Genomic DNA, 20,560 nt, shown 5'->3' with positions numbered 1-20,560 from the left:
GGCAGTCCGTGATAATCGCATCTCCACGTGACGTGGTCGCACCGCTACGCCCACCGTGACGAATTCCACCGGGAACCTCGGGATAGGCCCCGCTACCGTCGGGGTACATGCGAGAAATGTTCAGCTCTCACGCCCGACTGTCCTGGGTGCTCGCCGGCCTCGCCGGGTTGGTCGGTGCCGCAGCGTTCACCAACACCGGTGGATACTTCGTGACGTTCATGACGGGAAACACCGAGCGCGGCGCGGTCGGATTCTTCCGAGGTGAGAACGCCATGGCCGCTGCAGCGATTCTGCTGATCCTGACGTTCGTCGCAGGCGTCGTCATCGCGTCGCTGTGTCGGCGCCACGTCTGGCGCGATCATCCACACGGCGCAACCGTACTCACCACCATCGCGTTGGCGATCGCATCCGTGGTCGACGTCGTGATGAGCGGATGGAGCGCTCCGCAGGTGCAGTTCGTGCCGATCCTGTTCATCTCCTTCGCAATGGGCGCGCTCAACACGTCGTTCGTGAAGAATGGTGAAGTGTCGATCCCGCTGAGTTACGTCACAGGAACGTTGGTGAAGATGGGGCAGGGGATCGAGCGTCACATCAGCGGCGGATCGGCCAAGGACTGGCTCGAATACTTCCTGCTCTACGCAGCGTTCAGTCTCGGCGCTCTCGTCGGCGGAATCATGAGCCTGGCCATCACCGGCCCTCAGGTGCTGATCGCCGCCACCGTCGTCTGCGCGGTCACCACGCTCTACACCTACCGGCGGACGGTGGAGGACTCGTCGATTCTCGGTTGATATCGCGGTGCCTCGTCGAACCTGGACGACACCACGTCCGCGACGAGCGGGTGGTCGCCGAGCACATCGGCACGTAGGGCCGAGTTGTCGAACGCACCGAACACTCTGTCGATGAGCAAGCCCGGCGCGAGAAACCACGGGGCTACGACGACTCGGCGGGGCCCCGCCGCTGTCAGCCGCGCGACGGCGTCGGCAGGCGGGGATTCGACCCCGGTCGCGAAGCAGACCTGCGCACCCGACCATTCGGTTCCGTCCAGAAGACGTGACGCCAACGTGCGAGTGCGTCGATTTGCAAGCGAATCCGAGGATCCGACGGCGGCGACGGCAACGGCGACGTCGGGGTCGTCACGGTCGACGCCGGTGCCCAGTACGCGTGCGCGGAGCACGTCGACCAGCCGCGAATCGTCACCGAGTACATCGGCCTGAGTGAACGTCATCCACGGGTATCGGACGCGCGCCGCGTCGAGTATGCCCGGAAGATCGACGCGCGCATGGAACGCGCTGCCGAGCAGGAGCGGAACCACGACCGCAGACGAATGTCCCTCGGCCGCAACCTCACCGATGACGGTGCCGACAGCAGGCTCGGTCAGATCGAGATACGCCACCCGCACGTCCAGATCCGGACGGCGAAGTCGAACGCCGTCGACCACAGCAGCAACGGTTTCCGCGGAACGCGGATCGCGACTGCCGTGGGCGACGGCGATCAGGACGCTCATGTCAGGCCGGTACCGATTCCCCCAGCTCGACCGCGGACAGGGCGTCGCCGACGAGGCCGGCAGCAAGAGTGTTGCCGCCGGAGGGATCGATGAGCAGGAAGCTTCCCGTGTGCCGGTTGACGGCATAGTCGTCGGCGACGATCGGCTCGGCGACACGCACCGAGATGCGTCCGATGTCGTTCAGCTCCAACGATTCCGGTGAAGGATCGGCCGTGAGGTTCTGCTCGTCGAACTTCTCGACGAGTGTGCCGACGATGGCCTGGGTGGTGCGTGTGCCGTGCTTGAGCAGCAGGCGGGCACCGGGACGCAGGGGCTTCTCGGCGAGCCAGCAGACGGTGGCGTCGAATTCGCCGATCGGCTCGGGAGCGTCCTGCGGCGAGACGATGGTGTCGCCTCGGGAGACGTCGACGTCGTCGGCGAGGATCAGCGTGACGCTGCGCCCTGCGTGTGCGGAATCTAGTTCTCCGTCGGCCGTGTCGATTCGCTCGACGGTGGTACGGGTTCCGGAAGGCAACACGACCACCTCGTCCCCGGGGGTGACGGCTCCCGCCGCGACCTGGCCCGCGTAACCGCGGTAATCGGGGAAGTCGGCCGTCCGTGGACGGATGACGTACTGCACCGGGAACCGCAGGCCGACGCGATGTGGCTCGGCGTCGACGGGAACGGATTCGAGGTGCTCGATGAGCGTGGGGCCGTCGTAGTACGGAGTGTTGGTCGACCGGACCGCGACGTTGTCACCGTGCAGCGCGGACACCGGAATCTCGACGACGTCCTCCGACGCCCATCCGAGTGACGACGTGAGCGAGTTGAACTCGGCCGAGATGTCCGCGAACACCTGAGCCGGATCCTCGACGAGGTCGATCTTGTTGACCGCGAGAACCAGCTTCGGCACACCGAGGAGCGCCAGAACAGCAGCGTGACGACGAGTTTGTGTGATGACACCTTTGCGGGCGTCGACCAGCAGAATCACCAACTGCGCCGTCGACGCACCGGACACCGTGTTGCGTGTGTACTGAACATGGCCGGGAGTGTCGGCGAGCACGAAAGACCTTGCAGGCGTGGCGAAGTAGCGGTACGCGACGTCGATCGTGATGCCCTGCTCGCGTTCGGCTCGGAGGCCGTCCACCAGTAGCGACAGGTCGGGTGTGCTCAGGCCACGGTCGACCGACGCCCGAGTGACGGCGTCGATCTGGTCTGCCAGCACCGATTTCGTGTCGTACAGCAACCGTCCGACGAGTGTCGATTTACCGTCGTCGACGCTACCGGCGGTGGCGAGGCGAAGAAGCTGCGAACCAGATGTGGACATGCTCAGAAGTATCCTTCGCGCTTGCGGTCTTCCATGGCTGCCTCGGAGACGCGGTCGTCGCCTCGGGTGGCGCCACGTTCGGTGAGGCGGGACGCGGCCACCTCCGCGAGGATGGCCTCGTTGTCCGCCGCGTCGGACAGGACGGCGCCCGTGGTGGATCCGTCGCCCACGGTGCGGTAGCGCACCGACAGTGTCTGCAGCTCTTCGGCTTCCGTCGGACCGCCCCACACGCCCGGGGTCATCCACATGCCGTCGCGCTGGTAGACCGGGCGCTGATGGGCGTAGTAGATGCTCGCCAGTTCGACGTTGTCCCGCGCTATGTAGCGCCAGATGTCGAGTTCGGTGAAGTTGCTGAGGGGGAAGACGCGCACTTGCTCACCGGGGGAGTGTTTGCCGTTGTAGAGGTTCCACAACTCGGGGCGCTGCTTCTTCGGGTCCCACTGGCCGAATGCGTTGCGCAGCGAGAAGATCCGTTCCTTCGCGCGAGCGCGCTCTTCGTCGCGACGTGCGCCGCCGAAGACCGCGTCGAAGCGGTTCTCGGAGATGGCGTCGAGCAGGGGAACGGTCTGCAAGGGGTTGCGAATGCCGTCGGGACGCTCGGTGAGGCGGCCGTCGGCGAGGTAGTCCTCGACCTTCGCGACGTGCAGGCGCAGGTTGTACTTCGCGACGACGTAGTCGCGGAAGTCCAGCACCTCCTGCAGATTGTGACCGGTGTCCACGTGGAGAAGCGCGAACGGCAGCGGCGCCGGCCAGAAGGCCTTGATCGCCAGGTGCAGCAGGACCGTGGAGTCCTTACCGCCGGAGAACAGAATCACCGGGCGTTCGAATTCCCCTGCGACCTCGCGGAAGATGTGGATTGCCTCGGACTCGAGTGCGTCGAGAGTGTCGAAGCGCGCGCTGTCGACACGGGGGCGATCCGTTGCTGTGTTCACGGTCATGAGGCGTGCAACCCACATTCGGTCTTGGCCTTGCCGGCCCACCGACCGCTACGCGGATCGGCGCCGGGGGCAGGTTTGACGGTGCACGGCGCGCACCCGATCGATGGATATCCCTCGTCGACGAGTGGATTGACGAGGATGGAGTGTTCGTCGATGTAGCGCTGCATGTCGTCGTCGGACCACGCAGCGATCGGATTGATCTTCACCAGGCCGAATGCATCGTCGAACGAGACGAGGGGCGCGTTGGCGCGGGTAGGTGCCTCCACGCGTCGGATACCGGTGACCCAGGCGCTGTAGTTGGCGAGTTCCTTGCGTAGCGGAGCCACCTTGCGCAGTGCGCAGCATCGGTTGGGTTCGCGTGCGAACAGGTCTTTGCCTTCTGTCGAATCCTGCTGCGCCACGGTCTGTTCGGCACGCGCATTGATGACGTTGACGCCGTACACGGCCTCGACGGCGTCACGAGTGCCGATGGTTTCCGCGAAGTGGTAGCCGGTGTCGAGGAACAAGACGTCGACGTTCGGGTGTACCTGCGCGGCGAGGTGAACGAGAACGGCGTCCTGCATGTTGGACGCCACGATGTAGTCGTTGCCGAACTCTCGTTCGGTCCACTCGAGCAGCTCGACGGCATTGGCGCCGTCCAACTCCCTCGCGCCGCGCTCGGCGATCGATTTCAGCTGATCGACCGACAGGTCCAGTCTGGTAGTCATCGCAAATCCGCCTCGTCTGCTCGCACGGCCCACTGAGCGAACCGCTCGCCTTCGCCTCTGTGCTTCACGAAATTCCGCACCACTCGCTCGATGTAGTCACCGAGTTCGGTGCTGTTCACCTTGTGCTGGCGCAGCTTCCGGCCGAACGCACTGTCCAGACCGAGACTGCCTCCTAGGTGAACCTGGAATCCCTCGACCTGATTCCCGGCACCGTCGTCGACGAGCATTCCCTTGAATCCGATGTCGGCGATCTGGGAGCGCGCGCACGAGTTGGGGCAGCCGTTGATGTTGATCGTGACCGGTACGTCGAGCTCGGCATTGATGTCCTCGAGGCGAGCCTCGAGGTCCGGAACGAGAACCTGTGAGCGCTTACGAGTTTCAGCGAAGGACAGCTTGCAGAACTCGATTCCACTGCAGGCCATCAGGTTCTTGCGCCAGTGCGACGGCCGGGCAGGCAGTCCGAGTGCGTCGAGGTCCGAGATGAGCTGCTCGAGCTTGTCGTCGGGGACGTCGAGGACGATCAGCTTCTGGTAGGGAGTGAACCGCAGACGATCCGATCCGGCCTTCTCGGCTGCGTCGGCGACCTTGGCCATGATCGTTCCGGAGATGCGGCCGGCGATCGGCGCGACGCCGACTGCGTTGAGCCCGTTCTTGAGTTTCTGGACGCCGACGTGGTCGCGGGGGCGGGCAGGCTTTTCCGGCGCCGGGCCGTCGATCAGCTTGCGGTGCAGGTATTCGTCCTCGAGCACCTGACGGAACTTCTCGATTCCCCAGTCCTTGATCAGGAACTTCAGGCGAGCTTTGGTGCGCAGGCGGCGGTATCCGTAGTCGCGGAAGATGGAGACGACGCCTTCCCAGACGTCCGGCACGTCCTCGAGCGGCACCCACACGCCGACGCGCTGGGCGAGCATGGGGTTGGTCGACAGTCCGCCGCCGACCCAGAGGTCCAGTCCCGGTCCGTGCTCGGGGTGGTTGACTCCGATGAAGGCGCAGTCGTTGATCTCGTGCACCACGTCCTGCAGGCCGGAGATGGCCGTCTTGAACTTGCGCGGGAGGTTGGAGTACTCGGGCTTGCCGATGTAGCGCTCGACGATCTCGTCGATGGCGGACGTCGGGTCCAGTACCTCGTCCACGGCTTCGCCGGCGAGAGGGGATCCGAGGACGACACGCGGGCAGTCGCCGCACGCCTCGGTGGTCTTCAGGCCGACTGCCTCGATGCGACGCCAGATCTCGGGGACGTTCTCGACCTCGATCCAGTGGTACTGGACGTTCTCGCGGTCCGACAGGTCGGCGGTGTCGCGAGCGAATTCCTGGGAGATCCCGGCGAGGGTGCGGAACTGTTCGAGGTTCAGTGCGCCCGCGTCGCAGCGGATGCGCATCATGAAGTACTTGGCTTCGAGCAGGTCGATGTTCTCGTCACCGGTGAACGTGCCGTCGTAGCCTTGCTCGCGCTGGGTGTAGAGACCCCACCAGCGGAACCGACCGCGCAGGTCGCCCTTGTCGATGCTGTCGAAACCCTGCTTCGAGTAGATGTTCTCGATACGGGCGCGGACGTTCAGCGGGTTGTCGTCCTTCTTGGACTGCTCGTTGGCGTTGAGCGGTTCGCGGTAGCCGAGCGCCCACTGGCCCTCGGCTCGGCGCTTGGTCGGCCTGGCGGTGCGCTCCCTGGGGGCGACGCGCGCAGGCGTGGACGAAGCGGCGGACGTGGCCGCGTCGGTTGTCGACGACATCGGTGTGCTCCTGGATCTATCGGCTTCCGGGCCGCCGCGGGGAGAGGGCTGGTTCTCGCCGCGTGCACGCGCATCCGGACGGATCGTTCTGACTTCGAGTGTGGGTGTTCGGTCGAGCAGGCCGGCGCAGAGCTCAGCTACAGACTCGACAACAAGGACACGAGGAACTGCACACACGCTTGAGATCGACGTGGCGACGCGCCACGAGCGGGATCCCGGAGTCAGTCACGCCGACCATTGTGCCACGTCATTCCTGCTGGTCCGACCGCAGCAGGGCTATTTACCCACGATTTTCGGTAAATAGGCAGGCAGAGGGCCGGAAACTCGCGGCGCGCCCCCGACACGAGGCTGCGAGCCCGCGAGGTGATTCGGTGCGCTCGACTTCTGGGACACTGGAGCGGTGAACCTGCTCGCTGCCCCGCCCGTCCCACTCGACCTGCCCGACGAGGCGTTCGACGGAATCGGACAGCGGCCGTTCGGAATCTACGTCCACGTCCCGTTCTGTGCGACGCGCTGCGGGTACTGCGATTTCAACACATACACCGCCGGTGAGCTGGGGACCTCCGCATCGCCGGAGTCCTGGATGGACGGCCTGCGGCGCGAGCTCGACGCTGCGGCCGCCGTGATGGACGCGCGTTCCGGGCACGTTCCGACGGCCGACACCGTGTTCGTCGGTGGCGGCACGCCTTCTCTTCTCGGGGGAGCCGGTCTTTCCGACGTGCTTGCCGCCGTTCGCTCGAGCTTCGGCCTGACCGAGGGAGGCGAGGTCACCACGGAATCGAATCCGGAATCGACGTCGCCGCAGTTCTTCGAGCATCTTCGTGCCGCTGGGTTCACCCGGGTCTCGCTCGGCATGCAGTCCGCCGCCCAGCACGTACTGGCCGTTCTCGATCGCACGCACACGCCCGGCCGGGCGGTGGCGGCTGCGAAGGAGGCGCGCGAGGCAGGCTTCGAGCATGTGAATCTGGACCTCATCTACGGAACGCCGGGGGAGAGGGACGAGGACCTCGACGCGTCGTTGGCCGCGGTGCTCGACGCAGGCGTCGACCATGTGTCCGCCTACGCGCTGATCGTCGAGGACGGAACCGCGATGGCTCGCAAGGTCCGGCGCGGAGAACTCCCGATGCCCGACGACGACGTTCTCGCGGGCCGGTACGAGCGGATCGATGCGGTGCTGGACGCTGCCGGCCTGCACTGGTACGAGGTGTCCAACTGGGCGACCGGCGCCGATGCGGAGTGCAAGCACAACATCGGGTACTGGGACGGCGGCGATTGGTGGGGCGCCGGACCAGGCGCACACAGTCACATCGGCGGCACGCGCTTCTGGAACGTCAAGCACCCGGCCCGCTACGCGGACGATCTGGCGTCCGGTGCTCTGCCGATCGCGGGCAGCGAACGGTTGACGGCGGACGATCGCCACCTCGAAGAGCTGATGTTGAAGATCCGGTTGAGAACCGGCCTTCCCGCCGATGTGCTGAGCGAGACGGAACGCAGTGCAGCAGCGCAGGTGGTTGCCGACGGCCTCATGACGTTCGGGGACGGACGCTATGTGCTGACCGACCGTGGGCGCCTGCTCGCCGACGCCGTCGTCAGGGCGATTGCGGCCTGACCGGTCGGGTGTGGACCGTCAGGCGCCGAGGACGTCGTAGTCGAACACGCGGGCGTGCAACACGGTCCGGTTCCGGAGCGCAGCGCGCACTGCACGATGCAGTCCGTCCTCGAGGTAGATCACGCCCCGGTAGTGAACGGCGTGGGGGAACAGGTCGCCGTAGAACGTGGAGTCCTCGGACAGGAGTCTGTCGAGTTCGAGCACCTTCGTCGTGGTGACGATCTCGTCGAGTCGCAGCTGCCTCGGCGGGATCTTGGACCAGTCCCGCAGAGAGAGACCGTGCTCCGGATACGGCTTCCCGTCGCGTACGCCCTTGAAGATCATGCGGTGAACGTCGTCGAAGTCGAGTAGGTCACCGCACCACAGTAAGGCCTTGGACGGCTCGTGTTCGTCGCGGCTACTAGACTCAGACTGTTGACAACCGCGTGACCGAACGAACCGAAGGGGGGAACGTGTCGAGCACCGAGGACAGGCGATTCGAAGTTCTGCGTGCAATCGTCGCGGATTACGTCTCCACTCAGGAACCGGTCGGCTCCCGGGCGTTGGTGGAGCGTCACAATCTGGGCGTGTCGAGCGCGACCGTCCGCAACGACATGGCGGTGCTCGAGGCCGAGGGGTACATCGCGCAGCCGCACACCAGTTCCGGTCGTGTACCCACCGACAAGGGGTATCGGCAGTTCGTGGACCGCATCGCGGACGTCAAACCGCTCTCGTCCGCCGAGCGCCGGGCAATTCTGGAGTTTCTCGAGAACGGCGTCGACCTCGACGACGTGTTGCGACGCGGTGTGCGGCTGCTGGCCCAGCTGACTCGTCAGGTGGCGGTCGTGCAGTACCCGACCCTGTCGGTGTCCTCGGTTCGTCATCTCGAGATCGTCGCGCTGACCCCGGCACGGTTGCTGATGGTGCTCATCACGGACTCGGGCCGCGTCGATCAGCGGATCGTGGAACTCGGCGACGTCATCGACGACGACGAGCTGGCGCAACTGCGGCGACTGCTCGGTGGCGCGATGGAAGGCAAGCGACTGGCTGCGGCGTCGGCTGCCGTCGCCGAGCTCGCGGAGAACTCGCCCGCATCCCTGCGTGACGCCATCATCAGGTCGGCAACTGTTCTGATCGAATCGCTCGTCGAACATCCCGAGGAACGGTTGGTTCTCGGGGGAACCGCGAATCTGACGCGCAACGCGGCGGACTTCGCGGGCGACGCGGGCTTCCCCGGGTCCTTGCGCGGTGTCCTCGAAGCGCTCGAGGAACAGGTCGTCGTGCTCAAGCTTCTAGCCGTGACGCAGGACACGCGCACGGTCACCGTCCGGATCGGCGAGGAAACGCAGGTCGAGGAGATGCGCGGCACCTCGGTGATTTCCACTGGATACGGTTCGGCTGGCATGGTGCTCGGTGGCATGGGTGTGCTGGGGCCCACGCGGATGGACTATCCAGGAACAATCGCATCGGTTGCGGCCGTTGCGAGATACATCGGAGAAGTGCTCGCAGAACGCTGAGCACCTCCAGCTCGACTGCATCGGCTCGATCAACCAAGAACAGATTCGAAGAAAGAGACTCACGTGGCACGGGACTATTACGGAACACTCGGGGTCGGTCAGAAGGCCACCGACCAGGAGATCAAGCGCGCCTACCGCAAGTTGGCGCGTGAGCTCCACCCCGACGTGAACCCGGACGAGGCTGCCCAGGCTCGGTTCAAGGACATCTCGACGGCGTACGAGGTGCTGTCCGACCCGGAGAAGCGCCGCATCGTCGATCTCGGCGGCGATCCGTTGCAGCAGGGCGGCGGCGGAGGCGGTGGCTTCGGCGGCGCGGGCTTCGGCGGAGGTCTCGGCGACGTCTTCGAAGCGTTCTTCGGCGGTGGAGGCCAAGGCGGCGGGCGTGGTCCCCGTGGCCGTGTTCAGCCCGGTGCCGACTCCTTGCTGCGCACCAAGCTGACGCTCGACGAATGCGCCACCGGTGTCACCAAGCACATCACCGTCGACACGGCGATTCTCTGCGACGTGTGTACCGGTTCCGGCACCAACGGGGACTCCAAGCCGGTGCGCTGCGAGACGTGTGGCGGTGCCGGTGAGGTCCAGTCGGTGCAGCGCTCGTTCCTCGGCCAGGTCATGACGTCGCGCCCGTGCCCCACGTGCCGCGGAGCCGGCGAGACCATTCCCGACCCGTGCCGTAAGTGCGCGGGTGACGGCAGGGTGCGGTCGCGTCGTGAGATCTCGGTGAAGGTGCCCGTCGGCGTCAGCAACGGAATGCGTATCCGCCTCGCGTCACAGGGCGAGGTCGGACCGGGTGGTGGCCCTGCCGGTGACCTGTACGTCGAGATCGTCGAGCAGCCGCACGAGGTGTTCGTTCGCGACGGCGACGACCTGCACTGCACCATCCGCGTCCCCATGGTGGACGCAGCACTCGGAACATCGGTGTCCGTGGACGCCATCATCGACGGACCGACCGAGATCACGGTCGACCAGGGCACCCAGCCGGGGTCGGTCGCGGTGCTGCGCGGACACGGAATGCCGAAGCTCCGCTCGGGCGTCCGCGGCGACCTCCACGCGCACTTGGAAGTCGTCGTGCCCTCTCGCCTGGACAGCAAGCAGACTCAGGTGCTCGAGGACCTGAAGCGGTTGCGTGACCGCGACGCCGCCGAGGTCGTCACCACCGGATCTCAGCACAGCGGCGGGTTGTTCTCCCGGTTGCGGGAAGCGTTCAGCGGTCGCTGACGATGGCGGCTACCGTCTTCTATCTCGATCCGCTGCCCGCGGTCGGTGGCGTCGCCGTGCTGGACGGCAAGGAAGGTCACCACGCCGCCACGGTCCGGCGCATCCGCGTCGGCGAACGGATACTGCTGTCCGACGGTAGAGGCGGCCTCGCCGACACCGTCGTGACGGCTGCGGAGAAAAACCGTCTCGAGCTGTCGGTGAACGCTCGATCCGCAGCAACGCAGCCGACACCGACCGTCGGCCTGGTCCAGGCGCTACCCAAAGCAGAGCGCTCGGAGCTGGCGGTCGAACTGGCCACCGAAGCGGGTATCGATTCGATTCACCCGTGGCAGTCCGCGCGCTGCGTTGCGCGCTGGGACGGACCGAAGGCAGCCAAGGGCGTCGCGCGATGGCAAGGAGTCGCAGCCGCGGCGTCGAAGCAGTCCAGGCGGCCGTTCGTGCCGTCGGTGAGCGACGTGCAGGACACCGCAGGCGTGGTCTCCCTGGCGCGCGACGTGGTCGGACGAGGCGGGGTGGTCGCGGTGCTGCACGAGGCGGCAACCGCCGAGTTCTCTTCGCTCCCGTTCCGAACCGTCCCGGAGGTCCTGTTGATCGTCGGGCCGGAGGGCGGCATCGACGACAAGGAGATCGCTCGGCTGACGGATGCCGGGGCGACCCCGGTCATGCTGGGGCCCACGGTGTTACGGACGTCGACGGCGGCAGCGGTTGCGCTGGGTGCGATCGGGGCACTCACCGACAGATGGAGGCACGCGCCCCTCGACTTCGGATCGCCGGAATGAAGCGAACCACCATCGCCTACGGTGACCACCCGCAGCAGTTCGGACATCTGTATCTGCCCGAAGGTGATGCGACGGAACCGCTTTCGGTCGTCGTGGTCATCCACGGCGGCTTCTGGAGTGGGCAGTACGCGCTCAACCTGGGAACGCAGTACGCCGTCGAATGCGCGCGGGCCGGGTACGCCGCCTGGAACATCGAGTACCGACGTGTGGGTGCCGGAGGGCTCTGGCCCGAGATCAGCAGCGACGTGGCGTCGGCCGTCGCCGCGGTCGCCACTGTGGTGCAGGACAATTCACCGCGCACGCTGAATCTCGCCGACGTGCGTCTGCTGGGTCATTCGGCCGGTGGCCACCTCGCGGTCTGGCTTGCCGGGGAGCGGGACGTCGCAATTCGGCCGTCGCGGGTGGTGTCGCAGGCGGGTGTACTCGATCTGGTGTCCCGCGCCTCCTACGAGCCGATTCGGGCACTCTTCGACGTCGACTACGACGACGCGCCGCAGACCTACCGTGCGGCATCGCCGCTCCATCGCGTGCCGACCGGTATTCCCGTGCACTGCATCCACGGGGCCGAGGACGTGCAGGTCTCGGTGTCGCAGAGCGAAGAGTACGCACAGGCGGCACGTGCGGCGGGAGACCACGTGACCTCGGTCGTCGTCGACGGCGAGGATCATTTCGCATTTCTCCAGCCCGGTAGCCGATGCTGGAAGCACTCTCTCGCCGCGGTGGTGGAGTGACGCTGCGGGCGGAGTAATTGGAATGCGCTCACATCCAGGAGCGTTAAACTTCCAACAGCCGAGTTCGAGACCAGACAACCGAAAGCAGGCCATAGCCACCACGTGAGTGAACACAGCGATCTTCCTGCCGAACGCCAGGTTCGGTCGAGTATGGAATTGGCACCAGAAGCGGTTCCGCCGCTGCTGGGACCGTCGGACGAGAACCTACGCACACTCGAGCAGATGCTGAGCGCGGATATCCATGTGCGCGGTAACGCGGTGACGCTCAGCGGCAAGGTCGCGGACGTCGCGCTGGCGGAACGCGTGATCTCCGAGCTGGCGGCCGTCGTCAAGCGTGCCCAACCTCTGACTCCCGACGCCGTCCGGCGCACGGTGGCGATGCTCACCGAGGGCGTCTCCGAGTCGCCGGCCGAGGTCCTCAGCTTGGACATCCTCTCGCGCCGAGGCAAGACCATTCGGCCGAAGACCCTCAACCAGAAGCGGTACGTCGACGCCATCGACGCGAACACCATCGTGTTCGGCATCGGGCCTGCGGGAACCGGCAAGACCTACCTCGCCATGGCGAAGGCCGTGCAGGCTCTGCAGGCCAAGCAGGTCAGTCGAATCATCCTGACCAGGCCGGCAGTGGAGGCCGGCGAGCGTCTCGGATTCCTGCCCGGCACGTTGCACGAGAAGATCGATCCGTATCTGCGTCCGCTGCACGACGCGTTGCACGACATGATGGACGTCGAAGCCATCCCGAAGCTGATGCAGGCGGGCGTCATCGAGGTGGCGCCACTCGCGTACATGCGTGGCCGAACCCTCAACGATGCCTTCATCATTCTCGACGAGGCTCAGAACACCACTGCCGAGCAGATGAAGATGTTCCTGACGCGGTTGGGGTTCGGATCCAAGATCGTCGTCACCGGAGACGTCACCCAGGTCGACCTGCCGGGTGGAGCTCGATCGGGTCTGCGCGCCGCGAGCGAAATCCTGACCGAGGTCGACGACATCCACTTCGCGCAGCTGACCAGCAGTGACGTCGTTCGGCATCGGCTGGTGTCCGACATCGTCGACGCGTACGAGCGCTTCGAGTCCTCGCGCGAGAGCAACGACTCGATCGGCAACCGTGCGCAGCGACGCTCGGGTGGGGCACGTGCCGCACGCCGTTAGACTCATGGCTGCCCGAGCGGAGAATCGACAGAGAATGAGCGGTAGATGAGTATCGAGGTGTCCAACGAATCGGGGATGGATGTCTCCGAGCCGGAACTGGTGAGCGTGGCGAGGTTCGCGATCGCGAGTATGGACGTGCACCCTGCCGCCGAACTGTCGATGGTGCTGGTGGACTCGGCGACCATGGCCGACCTGCACATGCGGTGGATGGATCTCCCGGGTCCGACGGACGTGATGTCGTTTCCCATGGACGAACTGGAGCCCGGAGGCCGTCCCGACGCCCCCGAGCCGGGGCCGTCGATGCTCGGCGACATCGTGTTGTGTCCGTCGTTCGCTGCCGATCAGGCAGCCGCAGCCGGGCACCCGCTGGAACACGAACTCGCTCTTCTCACGGTGCACGGTGTGCTGCATCTGCTCGGCTACGACCACGCCGAGCCCGACGAGGAGAAGGAGATGTTCGGTCTCCAGAATCGCATCCTCGAAGAATGGTACGAGGATCTCCGGCGGACCGAGGAAGCCGAGATCCAAGCGGCTCGCGACGCACGGCTACTGGGCAAGACCGGGTTCTCCAGGGACGAGAACCTGTGAGCAGTGCACCCGCACTCATCGTTTCCGCAGTGGTGCTGGTGCCCGTCGCAGGTGTCTTCGCTGCCGTCGACTCGGCCCTCAACACCGTGTCGCGGGCACGGATCGAGGACATGGCCAAGGACGAGCGGCCCGGTGCAATCGGATTGCTCGAGGTGGTCGCGGACCGGCCACGCTACGTCAACCTGACGGTTCTGCTGCGCATTCTGTGCGAGATCGCGGCAACCGTACTTCTCGTCGGCGGCATGATGGACCTGCTGTCGGAAACACTCGCTCTGACGGTCACCGCCGTCGTCATGGTGCTGGTCAGCTATGTGGCGGTGGGTGTCGGCCCGCGAACGCTCGGTAGGCAGCACGCGTACTCGATCGCATTGTCCGCCGCGTTTCCGCTTCGAGCTCTCGGCTGGATACTCGGCCCGATCAGCCGGCTTCTCATCCTCATCGGAAATGCCATCACACCTGGACGCGGTTTTCGCAACGGCCCGTTCGCGTCGGAGATCGAGCTTCGCGAGCTGGTGGACATGGCCCGCGAACGCGGCGTCGTTGCCGACGACGAGCGTCGGATGATCCAGTCGGTGTTCGAACTCGGGGACACCTCCGCGCGCGAGATCATGGTGCCCCGCCCGGAGATGGTGTGGATCGAATCCGACAAGTCGGCAGGCCAAGCCACATCCCTTGCAGTCCGCAGCGGACACTCCCGCATCCCGGTCATCGGCGAGAACGTCGACGACGTCGTGGGCGTGGTGTATCTCAAGGACCTCGTCCAGCGGACGTACTACTCCACCGACGGTGGCCGCGGCGTCAAGGTCGACGAACTGATGCGGCCTGCGGTGTTCGTGCCGGATTCGAAGGCACTGGACAGCCTGCTGGCCGAGATGCAGCGCGATCGAAACCACATGGCCCTGCTGGTCGACGAATACGGTGGCATCGCAGGGCTGGTGACCATCGAGGACGTGCTGGAGGAGATCGTCGGCGAGATCGCCGACGAATACGATTCCGCCGAGGTCGCGCCCATCGAGGACCTGGGCGACGGCACCTATCGTGTGTCCGCCCGCGTCACACTGGAGGACGTCGGTGAACTGTTCGACATCGAGATCGAGTCCGAGGACGTGGACACCATCGGTGGCCTGCTCGGCTACGAGCTCGGCCGCGTGCCGCTACCCGGTTCGCGCGTCGAGACACACGGCCTGATCCTGATCGGCGAAGGTGGGGCGGACCCACGTGGGCGAGTACGCATCACGACCGTTCTGGTGGAACGAGTGCCAGCTCCCGAAGAGGACGACGAGCACGACACGGCAGACGACGACGATCCCAGCCACACACGGCGGGAAGAGCTGGGAGACGAAGAATGACCGACGCAGGCACCGAATTTCGATCAGGATTCATCTGTTTCGTCGGACGGCCGAACACCGGCAAGTCGACGCTCACCAACGCGCTCGTCGGCTCCAAGATCGCGATCACCTCGTCCCGGCCGCAGACGACGCGGCACACCATCCGCGGAATCGTTCACCGCGAGCACGCGCAGCTGATCCTCGTCGACACGCCCGGACTCCACCGGCCCAGAACGCTTCTGGGGCAGCGCCTGAACGACCTGGTCCAGGAAACGTACTCCGAGGTCGACATCATCGGGCTCTGCATCCCGGCCGACGAGAAGATCGGCCCCGGCGATCGGTGGATCCTCGAACAGGTGCGTCACATCGCGCCCAGGACCACGTTGATCGGCATCGTCACCAAGATCGACAAAGTCAAGAAGGAACGCGTCGTACAGCAGTTGATGGCGCTCTCGAAGCTCCTCGGCGAGGACAGTCACGTCATTCCGGTCTCCGCCGCGTCGGGTGAGCAGGTGGAGAAGCTCGTCGACCTGTTCGCGTCGGAGCTGCCGGAGGGCCCTGCCTTCTACCCGGACGGCGAACTGACCGACGAGCCCGAAGACGTCCTGATGGCCGAGCTCATCCGCGAAGCAGCGCTGGAAGGCGTGCGCGACGAACTCCCGCACTCGCTCGCCGTGGTGATCGACGAGGTCACCCCTCGCGAGGGCCACGACAACATGCTCGACGTCCACGCGATCCTCTACGTCGAACGCCCGAGCCAGAAAGCCATCATCATCGGCAAAGGCGGATCGAGACTGAAAGAGGTCGGCACCGCGTCGAGGCTGCAGATCGAAAAACTCCTCGGCACGAGGATCTACCTCGACCTGCACGTCAAAATCGCCAAGGACTGGCAGACCGACCCGAAGCAGATGGGCAAGCTCGGCTTCTAGAAGCCCGAGTGGCGAAGATGCGCTACCCCCGCTCCGTGGGACACTGGAGTACGTGAGGCTATACCGGGACAACGCAGTCGTGCTGCGCCAGCACAAGCTGGGCGAGGCCGACCGTATTGTCACGCTACTGACTCGTGACAACGGCATCGTTCGGGCCGTCGCGAAGGGGGTGCGCCGCACGAAATCGAAGTTCGGGGCTCGGCTCGAGCCCTTTGCCCACGTCGACTTGCTTCTTCATCCGGGTCGAAATCTGGACATCGTCACCCAGGTGCACACAGTCAACGCGTTCGGCGGCGACATCGTCAGCGACTACGGCTGCTACACCACCGGCTGCGCGATCCTCGAGACCGCGGAGCGGCTGGCCGGTGAAGAACATGCACCGGCGAAACGTCTGCACCAGCTGACCGTGGGCGCGCTGCGCGCGCTCGCCGATCGATCTCACCCTCCTGAATTGATTCTCGACGCGTTCCTGCTCCGAGCCATGGGCTTCTCCGGCTGGGCGCCGTCGTTGACCGAATGCGCGCGGTGTGCAGCTCCGGGGCCGCACCGAGCATTTCATGTCGCGGCAGGTGGGTCCGTGTGCGTGCACTGCCGGCCCCCGGGTTCGGCGACGCCCATGACCGGCGTCGTGGACCTGATGGTCGCCCTCGAACGCGGTGAATGGGACTACACGGAAACGACGTCGACGGCCGTTCGGTCCCAAGCCAGTGGACTGGTCGCCGCTCATCTTCAGTGGCACCTGGAACGCCAACTCCGGACGTTGCCGCTCGTCGAACGCACAGCGCCGCATCAGGTCGGGCCTGGTGCGGTTCGAGCAACCGGCGTCGGGCAGGATGAAGACCGTGATTCTCCGACGCGAACCGCGCAGTCAGTCTGACGGTGACAGGGCGATTCGGCCCCCTGATCCACACCCGTCGGGAGCCACGCCTCCGATCATTCAACCCGAACTGATTCCGCGTCACGTCGCCCTCGTCATGGACGGCAACGGCCGGTGGGCACAGGACCGTGGAATGCCACGAACCGCAGGTCACGAGCGCGGCGAGGCTGTGCTCATGGACACCGTTTGCGGATGCATCGACATCGGAGTCAAGTGGCTGTCGGCCTACGCGTTCTCGACAGAGAACTGGAAGCGCAGCCCGGACGAGGTGAAGTTCCTGATGGGCTTCAACCGCGACGTCATCCGGCGTCGCCGTGACGAGATGAACGAGATGGGTGTCCGAGTTCGGTGGGCCGGACGACGGCCTCGCTTGTGGCGCAGCGTCATCAAGGAACTGGAAGTCGCCGAGGAACTGACGAAGAAGAACACCGTCATGACGCTGACGATGTGCGTCAATTATGGTGGGCGTGCCGAGATCGCCGACGCAACACGAGAAATCGCGCGTCAGGTGGCGGCGGGAAAACTCGATCCCGAGAAGATCACCGAAGCCACCGTCGCCAAGTACCTCGACGAAGCAGACATGCCGGACGTCGATCTGTTCCTGCGTCCGTCGGGGGAGCAGCGCACATCCAACTTCCTCATCTGGCAGTCCGCATACGCGGAGTTCGTCTTTCAGAAGAAACTGTTTCCGGATTTCGATCGCCGGGACCTCTGGGAAGCGTGCATCGAGTACGCGTCCAGGGACCGTCGATTCGGAGGAGTGAAGTATGAGTGAGCCCACGACCCTGCAGTCGCGTGCCGAACTGGCGCTGTCGCAGTTCGCGACGGTCGTCGTCGGGGAGGAAGGCTCGCTCGGCTTCGACTATGCCGGGGCCCTGTGTTCCCTCCGCTCGGTGGCACTGTCGCCAGGGCTCGAGGTGCTGTCGCTGACGGCGGTGCTGGCGTGGGACCGGCCCCTCAAGGCCGCTCTGCACAAGAAGGTGGCGGACCGTAATGCGGACTCGCAGTTCGGGTCCATCTCGGTGAACGTCCACGAGAAATCGGCGGATGTGCTGCTGCGCTACACGTTTCCGGCGAGTGGCCTCGACGACGAAGCCCTGATGACCATGCTGGTGCTGGTCCTCGGGGGAGTGGAGAAAGCGCGCGAGGGCCTGCTTCCGTGACCTACTTGGCCCTGCACTCGTTGCAGGTGCCGAAGATCTCGATGGTGTGGCTGACGTCGGAGAATCCGTTGTCCTCCGCGACGCCCTGCGACCACTTCTCGACTGTCGGGCCCTCGACCTCGACCGTGTAGCCGCAATCACGACAGACCAGATGGTGGTGGTGGCCGGACGAGCACCGCCGGTAGACCGATTCCCCGGTGTCGATTCTGAGGACGTCGACGGTGCCGGCATCGGCCAGAGCCTGGAGAGTGCGATACACCGTCGTCAGCCCGATGCCTTCACCGCGCTTGCGCAACTCGTCGTGCAGATCCTGCGCCGACCGGAACTCGTCGATGTTGTCCAACAGATCCGAGATGGCACTGCGCTGCTTCGTTGCTCGGATCCCGACTGCGACGGGCTTGCGGGTTCTCGTGCTCTCCGGCATCTATCAGCCTTCCTCTGCGTGGGCGACAGCGTCGACGACGATGTGAGCCAGGTGATCGTCGACCAGTCGGTACAGCACTTCGCGTCCATTGCGTTCACCCTGTACGACACCGGCGGCCTTGAGCACGCGCAGGTGCTGACTGATCAACGGTTGGGTCACTCCGAGGGCGCCCACCAGTTCGTGGACGCACCTCTCGGATTCACGAAGTTGCAGCACGATCGCGATTCGAACAGGCGCTGCCAGCGCGCGCAGGATGTCGCCTGCGGCCGTCAGTGTCTCCTTGGCCGGGACCGGCGCGGGCGGCGCAGACACGAACGGATCATGCACGTGGGCTTCGGTGGAGGGGCTGTGTGCAGGCTGTTCGTTGCCGAGGTGCGAAGGGTCCGTCTCCAGGATTGCCAACAGATTCTCCTTCATGTTCAGGGCTCGCGTACCTGCTTCACAGTAGTCCAGCGATCGTTAATGCAAATCACTTCCATTTTGATATGCACGAGTGCGCATGTCAAACGCGAACGCGAGCGTTCGGAGAAAGCGGCCCTCGACCGATAGTCTTGACGCCTGTACAAGTCCCTCTCGCAAGACACAAGATGGAGAGCTCCGCCAGTGGCACCCAAGTCCAAAGTCGAAACCGTCGCCAACCTCGCCAAGCGTCGAGGACTCGTCTACCAGTGCGGTGAGATCTACGGCGGTACCAAGTCGGCGTGGGACTACGGTCCACTCGGCGTCGAGCTCAAGGACAACATCAAGAAGCAGTGGTGGCGCAACATGGTCACCAGCCGCGAAGACACGGTCGGCCTCGACTCCTCGGTGATCCTTCCGCGTGAGGTGTGGGAAGCGTCGGGACACGTCGAGACGTTCTCCGATCCGTTGGTCGAGTCGCTCATCACGCACAAGCGCTACCGCGCAGACCACCTCCTCGAAGCGTACGAAGAGAAGCACGGACGCCCGCCGGAGAACGGACTCGCCGACATCCGTGACCCCGAAACCGGCGACCCCGGCCAGTGGACCGAGCCCCGCGCATTCTCGGGTCTGCTCAAGACCTACCTCGGACCGGTCGACAACGAAGAAGGCCTGCACTACCTGCGTCCCGAGACGGCGCAGGGAATCTTCGTCAACTTCGCCAACGTCCTCACCACCTCGCGCAAGAAGCCGCCGTTCGGCATCGGCCAGATCGGCAAGAGCTTCCGCAACGAGATCACCCCCGGCAACTTCATCTTCCGCACCCGTGAGTTCGAGCAGATGGAGATGGAGTTCTTCGTCAAGCCCGGCGAAGACGACGAGTGGCACCAGTACTGGATCGACTACCGCATGAAGTGGTACACCGACCTGGGTATCGACCCCGAGAACCTACGCCTCTACGAGCACGCGCAGGAGAAGCTCTCGCACTACTCCAAGCGAACCGTCGACATCGAATACCGCTTCAAGTTCCAGGGCAGCGAATGGGGCGAGCTCGAAGGCATCGCCAACCGCACCGACTACGACCTGTCGGTCCACTCCAAAGCGTCCGGTCAGGACCTCAGCTACTACGAGCAGGCGACGGACACCCGCTACACGCCGTACGTCATCGAGCCCGCAGCCGGCCTGACGCGTTCACTCATGGCATTCCTCGTCGACGCCTACACCGAGGACGAAGCCCCCAACGCCAAGGGTGGCGTCGACAAGCGCGTCGTACTCAAGCTCGACCGTCGCCTCGCACCGGTCAAGGTCGCCGTACTGCCGCTCTCGCGCAACGCCGACCTGACTCCGAAGGCCAAGGACCTCGCACAGCAGCTGCGCGCCTACTGGAACGTCGAATTCGACGACGCCGGCGCCATCGGCCGCCGCTACCGTCGTCAGGACGAAATCGGTACGCCGTTCTGCATCACCGTCGACTTCGACACCCTCGACGACCAGGCGGTCACCATCCGCGAGCGCGACACCATGGCACAGGAACGCGTCGCCCTCGATCAAGTCGAGGCCTACCTCGCGGCCCGGCTACTGGGCGCCTAGTCCACCCCTCACCGCAGCTTCGGCTCGGTCGAGACCCGCACGTAGCACCGAATGAGCCGTTCGGTCACTCCAAGTGACCGAACGGTTCATTC

22 protein-coding genes are annotated in these 20,560 nt (G+C 65.2%); 14 read left to right on the top strand and 8 right to left on the bottom strand.

What is annotated here, in order from left to right; genetic code table 11:
• The first annotated feature begins 116 nt into the window (after positions 1-116).
• On the top strand, positions 117-788 hold the full coding sequence (locus tag CH290_RS14505; RefSeq protein ID WP_019667503.1) for a YoaK family protein: 672 nt from the start codon (positions 117-119) through the stop codon (positions 786-788).
• Here CH290_RS14505 and CH290_RS14500 read toward each other — a convergent pair.
• Genes CH290_RS14500 through CH290_RS14480 form a run of 5 tightly spaced genes read right to left on the bottom strand, consistent with a single transcriptional unit; the run spans position 749 to position 6,185 of the window.
• Positions 749-1,504 carry a sirohydrochlorin chelatase gene (locus tag CH290_RS14500; protein ID WP_033190459.1) on the bottom strand — a complete coding sequence of 252 codons (756 nt, stop codon included), beginning with the start codon at positions 1,502-1,504 and terminating at the stop codon, positions 749-751. The two genes, CH290_RS14505 and CH290_RS14500, sit on opposite strands and share 40 nt — an antisense overlap.
• Position 1,505: 1 nt before the next feature.
• A complete protein-coding gene (locus CH290_RS14495) occupies positions 1,506-2,810 on the bottom strand; it encodes a sulfate adenylyltransferase subunit 1 (protein WP_019667501.1) in 1,305 nt (434 codons plus the stop codon).
• 2 nt (positions 2,811-2,812) lie between these two features.
• On the bottom strand, positions 2,813-3,748 hold the full coding sequence (cysD, locus tag CH290_RS14490; RefSeq protein ID WP_019667500.1) for a sulfate adenylyltransferase subunit CysD: 936 nt from the start codon (positions 3,746-3,748) through the stop codon (positions 2,813-2,815).
• Positions 3,745-4,455, bottom strand: coding sequence for a phosphoadenylyl-sulfate reductase (locus CH290_RS14485; protein ID WP_019667499.1), 711 nt, complete (start codon positions 4,453-4,455; stop codon positions 3,745-3,747). The genes cysD and CH290_RS14485 overlap by 4 nt, the downstream gene beginning before the upstream one ends.
• Positions 4,452-6,185 (bottom strand): nitrite/sulfite reductase, encoded by a 1,734-nt coding sequence (locus CH290_RS14480; protein WP_033190460.1) that lies wholly within the window; start codon positions 6,183-6,185, stop codon positions 4,452-4,454. The genes CH290_RS14485 and CH290_RS14480 overlap by 4 nt, the downstream gene beginning before the upstream one ends.
• Before the next feature lie 400 nt (positions 6,186-6,585).
• Here CH290_RS14480 and hemW point away from each other — a divergent pair, with 400 nt between their 5' ends.
• The gene (hemW, locus tag CH290_RS14475; protein ID WP_033190461.1) at positions 6,586-7,794 is read left to right on the top strand and encodes a radical SAM family heme chaperone HemW; all 1,209 of its coding nucleotides are present in this window, start codon (positions 6,586-6,588) and stop codon (positions 7,792-7,794) included.
• Between the two features lie 18 nt (positions 7,795-7,812).
• On the opposite strand, the gene CH290_RS14470 is transcribed toward hemW, so the two are convergent.
• Positions 7,813-8,118: a type II toxin-antitoxin system VapB family antitoxin gene (locus CH290_RS14470; protein WP_019667496.1), complete on the bottom strand. Its 306-nt coding sequence runs from the start codon at positions 8,116-8,118 to the stop codon at positions 7,813-7,815.
• A gap of 128 nt (positions 8,119-8,246) precedes the next feature.
• Between CH290_RS14470 and hrcA the strand changes: the two genes are divergently transcribed.
• The 11 genes from hrcA (at position 8,247) to CH290_RS14415 (ending at position 18,055) form a co-directional block, all read left to right on the top strand.
• A complete protein-coding gene (gene hrcA / locus CH290_RS14465) occupies positions 8,247-9,290 on the top strand; it encodes a heat-inducible transcriptional repressor HrcA (protein WP_026348199.1) in 1,044 nt (347 codons plus the stop codon).
• A gap of 63 nt (positions 9,291-9,353) precedes the next feature.
• The gene (gene dnaJ / locus CH290_RS14460) at positions 9,354-10,508 is read left to right on the top strand and encodes a molecular chaperone DnaJ (protein ID WP_019667494.1); all 1,155 of its coding nucleotides are present in this window, start codon (positions 9,354-9,356) and stop codon (positions 10,506-10,508) included.
• A gap of 2 nt (positions 10,509-10,510) precedes the next feature.
• Positions 10,511-11,287, top strand: a complete 777-nt coding sequence (locus CH290_RS14455) for a 16S rRNA (uracil(1498)-N(3))-methyltransferase (protein ID WP_033190462.1) — start codon at positions 10,511-10,513, stop codon at positions 11,285-11,287.
• Positions 11,284-12,018: an alpha/beta hydrolase family protein gene (locus tag CH290_RS14450; protein ID WP_019667492.1), complete on the top strand. Its 735-nt coding sequence runs from the start codon at positions 11,284-11,286 to the stop codon at positions 12,016-12,018. Before CH290_RS14455 ends, CH290_RS14450 begins: the two co-directional genes overlap by 4 nt.
• Positions 12,019-12,168: 150 nt before the next feature.
• Complete coding sequence (locus CH290_RS14445) at positions 12,169-13,170, top strand: PhoH family protein (RefSeq protein WP_230594157.1); 1,002 nt, start codon at positions 12,169-12,171, stop codon at positions 13,168-13,170.
• 45 nt (positions 13,171-13,215) lie between these two features.
• A complete protein-coding gene (gene ybeY, locus CH290_RS14440) occupies positions 13,216-13,758 on the top strand; it encodes an rRNA maturation RNase YbeY (protein ID WP_019667490.1) in 543 nt (180 codons plus the stop codon).
• The gene (locus tag CH290_RS14435; protein WP_019667489.1) at positions 13,755-15,107 is read left to right on the top strand and encodes a hemolysin family protein; all 1,353 of its coding nucleotides are present in this window, start codon (positions 13,755-13,757) and stop codon (positions 15,105-15,107) included. The genes ybeY and CH290_RS14435 overlap by 4 nt, the downstream gene beginning before the upstream one ends.
• Positions 15,104-16,015 carry a GTPase Era gene (gene era, locus CH290_RS14430; protein ID WP_020111631.1) on the top strand — a complete coding sequence of 304 codons (912 nt, stop codon included), beginning with the start codon at positions 15,104-15,106 and terminating at the stop codon, positions 16,013-16,015. The genes CH290_RS14435 and era overlap by 4 nt, the downstream gene beginning before the upstream one ends.
• Before the next feature lie 52 nt (positions 16,016-16,067).
• Positions 16,068-16,892 carry a DNA repair protein RecO gene (gene recO / locus CH290_RS14425; RefSeq protein WP_026348198.1) on the top strand — a complete coding sequence of 275 codons (825 nt, stop codon included), beginning with the start codon at positions 16,068-16,070 and terminating at the stop codon, positions 16,890-16,892.
• Positions 16,849-17,667: an isoprenyl transferase gene (locus CH290_RS14420; protein ID WP_019667486.1), complete on the top strand. Its 819-nt coding sequence runs from the start codon at positions 16,849-16,851 to the stop codon at positions 17,665-17,667. Before recO ends, CH290_RS14420 begins: the two co-directional genes overlap by 44 nt.
• Positions 17,660-18,055, top strand: a complete 396-nt coding sequence (locus CH290_RS14415; RefSeq protein WP_019667485.1) for a hypothetical protein — start codon at positions 17,660-17,662, stop codon at positions 18,053-18,055. The genes CH290_RS14420 and CH290_RS14415 overlap by 8 nt, the downstream gene beginning before the upstream one ends.
• A 1-nt stretch (position 18,056) precedes the next feature.
• Here CH290_RS14415 and CH290_RS14410 read toward each other — a convergent pair whose 3' ends face one another.
• Complete coding sequence (locus tag CH290_RS14410; RefSeq protein ID WP_020111630.1) at positions 18,057-18,479, bottom strand: Fur family transcriptional regulator; 423 nt, start codon at positions 18,477-18,479, stop codon at positions 18,057-18,059.
• Between the two features lie 3 nt (positions 18,480-18,482).
• Positions 18,483-18,896 carry an ArsR/SmtB family transcription factor gene (locus CH290_RS14405; RefSeq protein ID WP_019667483.1) on the bottom strand — a complete coding sequence of 138 codons (414 nt, stop codon included), beginning with the start codon at positions 18,894-18,896 and terminating at the stop codon, positions 18,483-18,485.
• A 186-nt stretch (positions 18,897-19,082) separates the two neighbouring features.
• On the opposite strand from CH290_RS14405, the gene CH290_RS14400 reads away from it, so the two are divergent.
• Positions 19,083-20,468: a glycine--tRNA ligase gene (locus tag CH290_RS14400; RefSeq protein ID WP_019667482.1), complete on the top strand. Its 1,386-nt coding sequence runs from the start codon at positions 19,083-19,085 to the stop codon at positions 20,466-20,468.
• Positions 20,469-20,560 lie beyond the last annotated feature (92 nt).

The organism is Rhodococcus sp. 06-156-4 (assembly GCF_002259345.1).
Classification (GTDB): domain Bacteria; phylum Actinomycetota; class Actinomycetes; order Mycobacteriales; family Mycobacteriaceae; genus Rhodococcoides; species Rhodococcoides fascians_E.
Note: the sequence above shows the minus strand (reverse complement) of the source record. Positions and strands in the feature narration are given on the sequence as shown.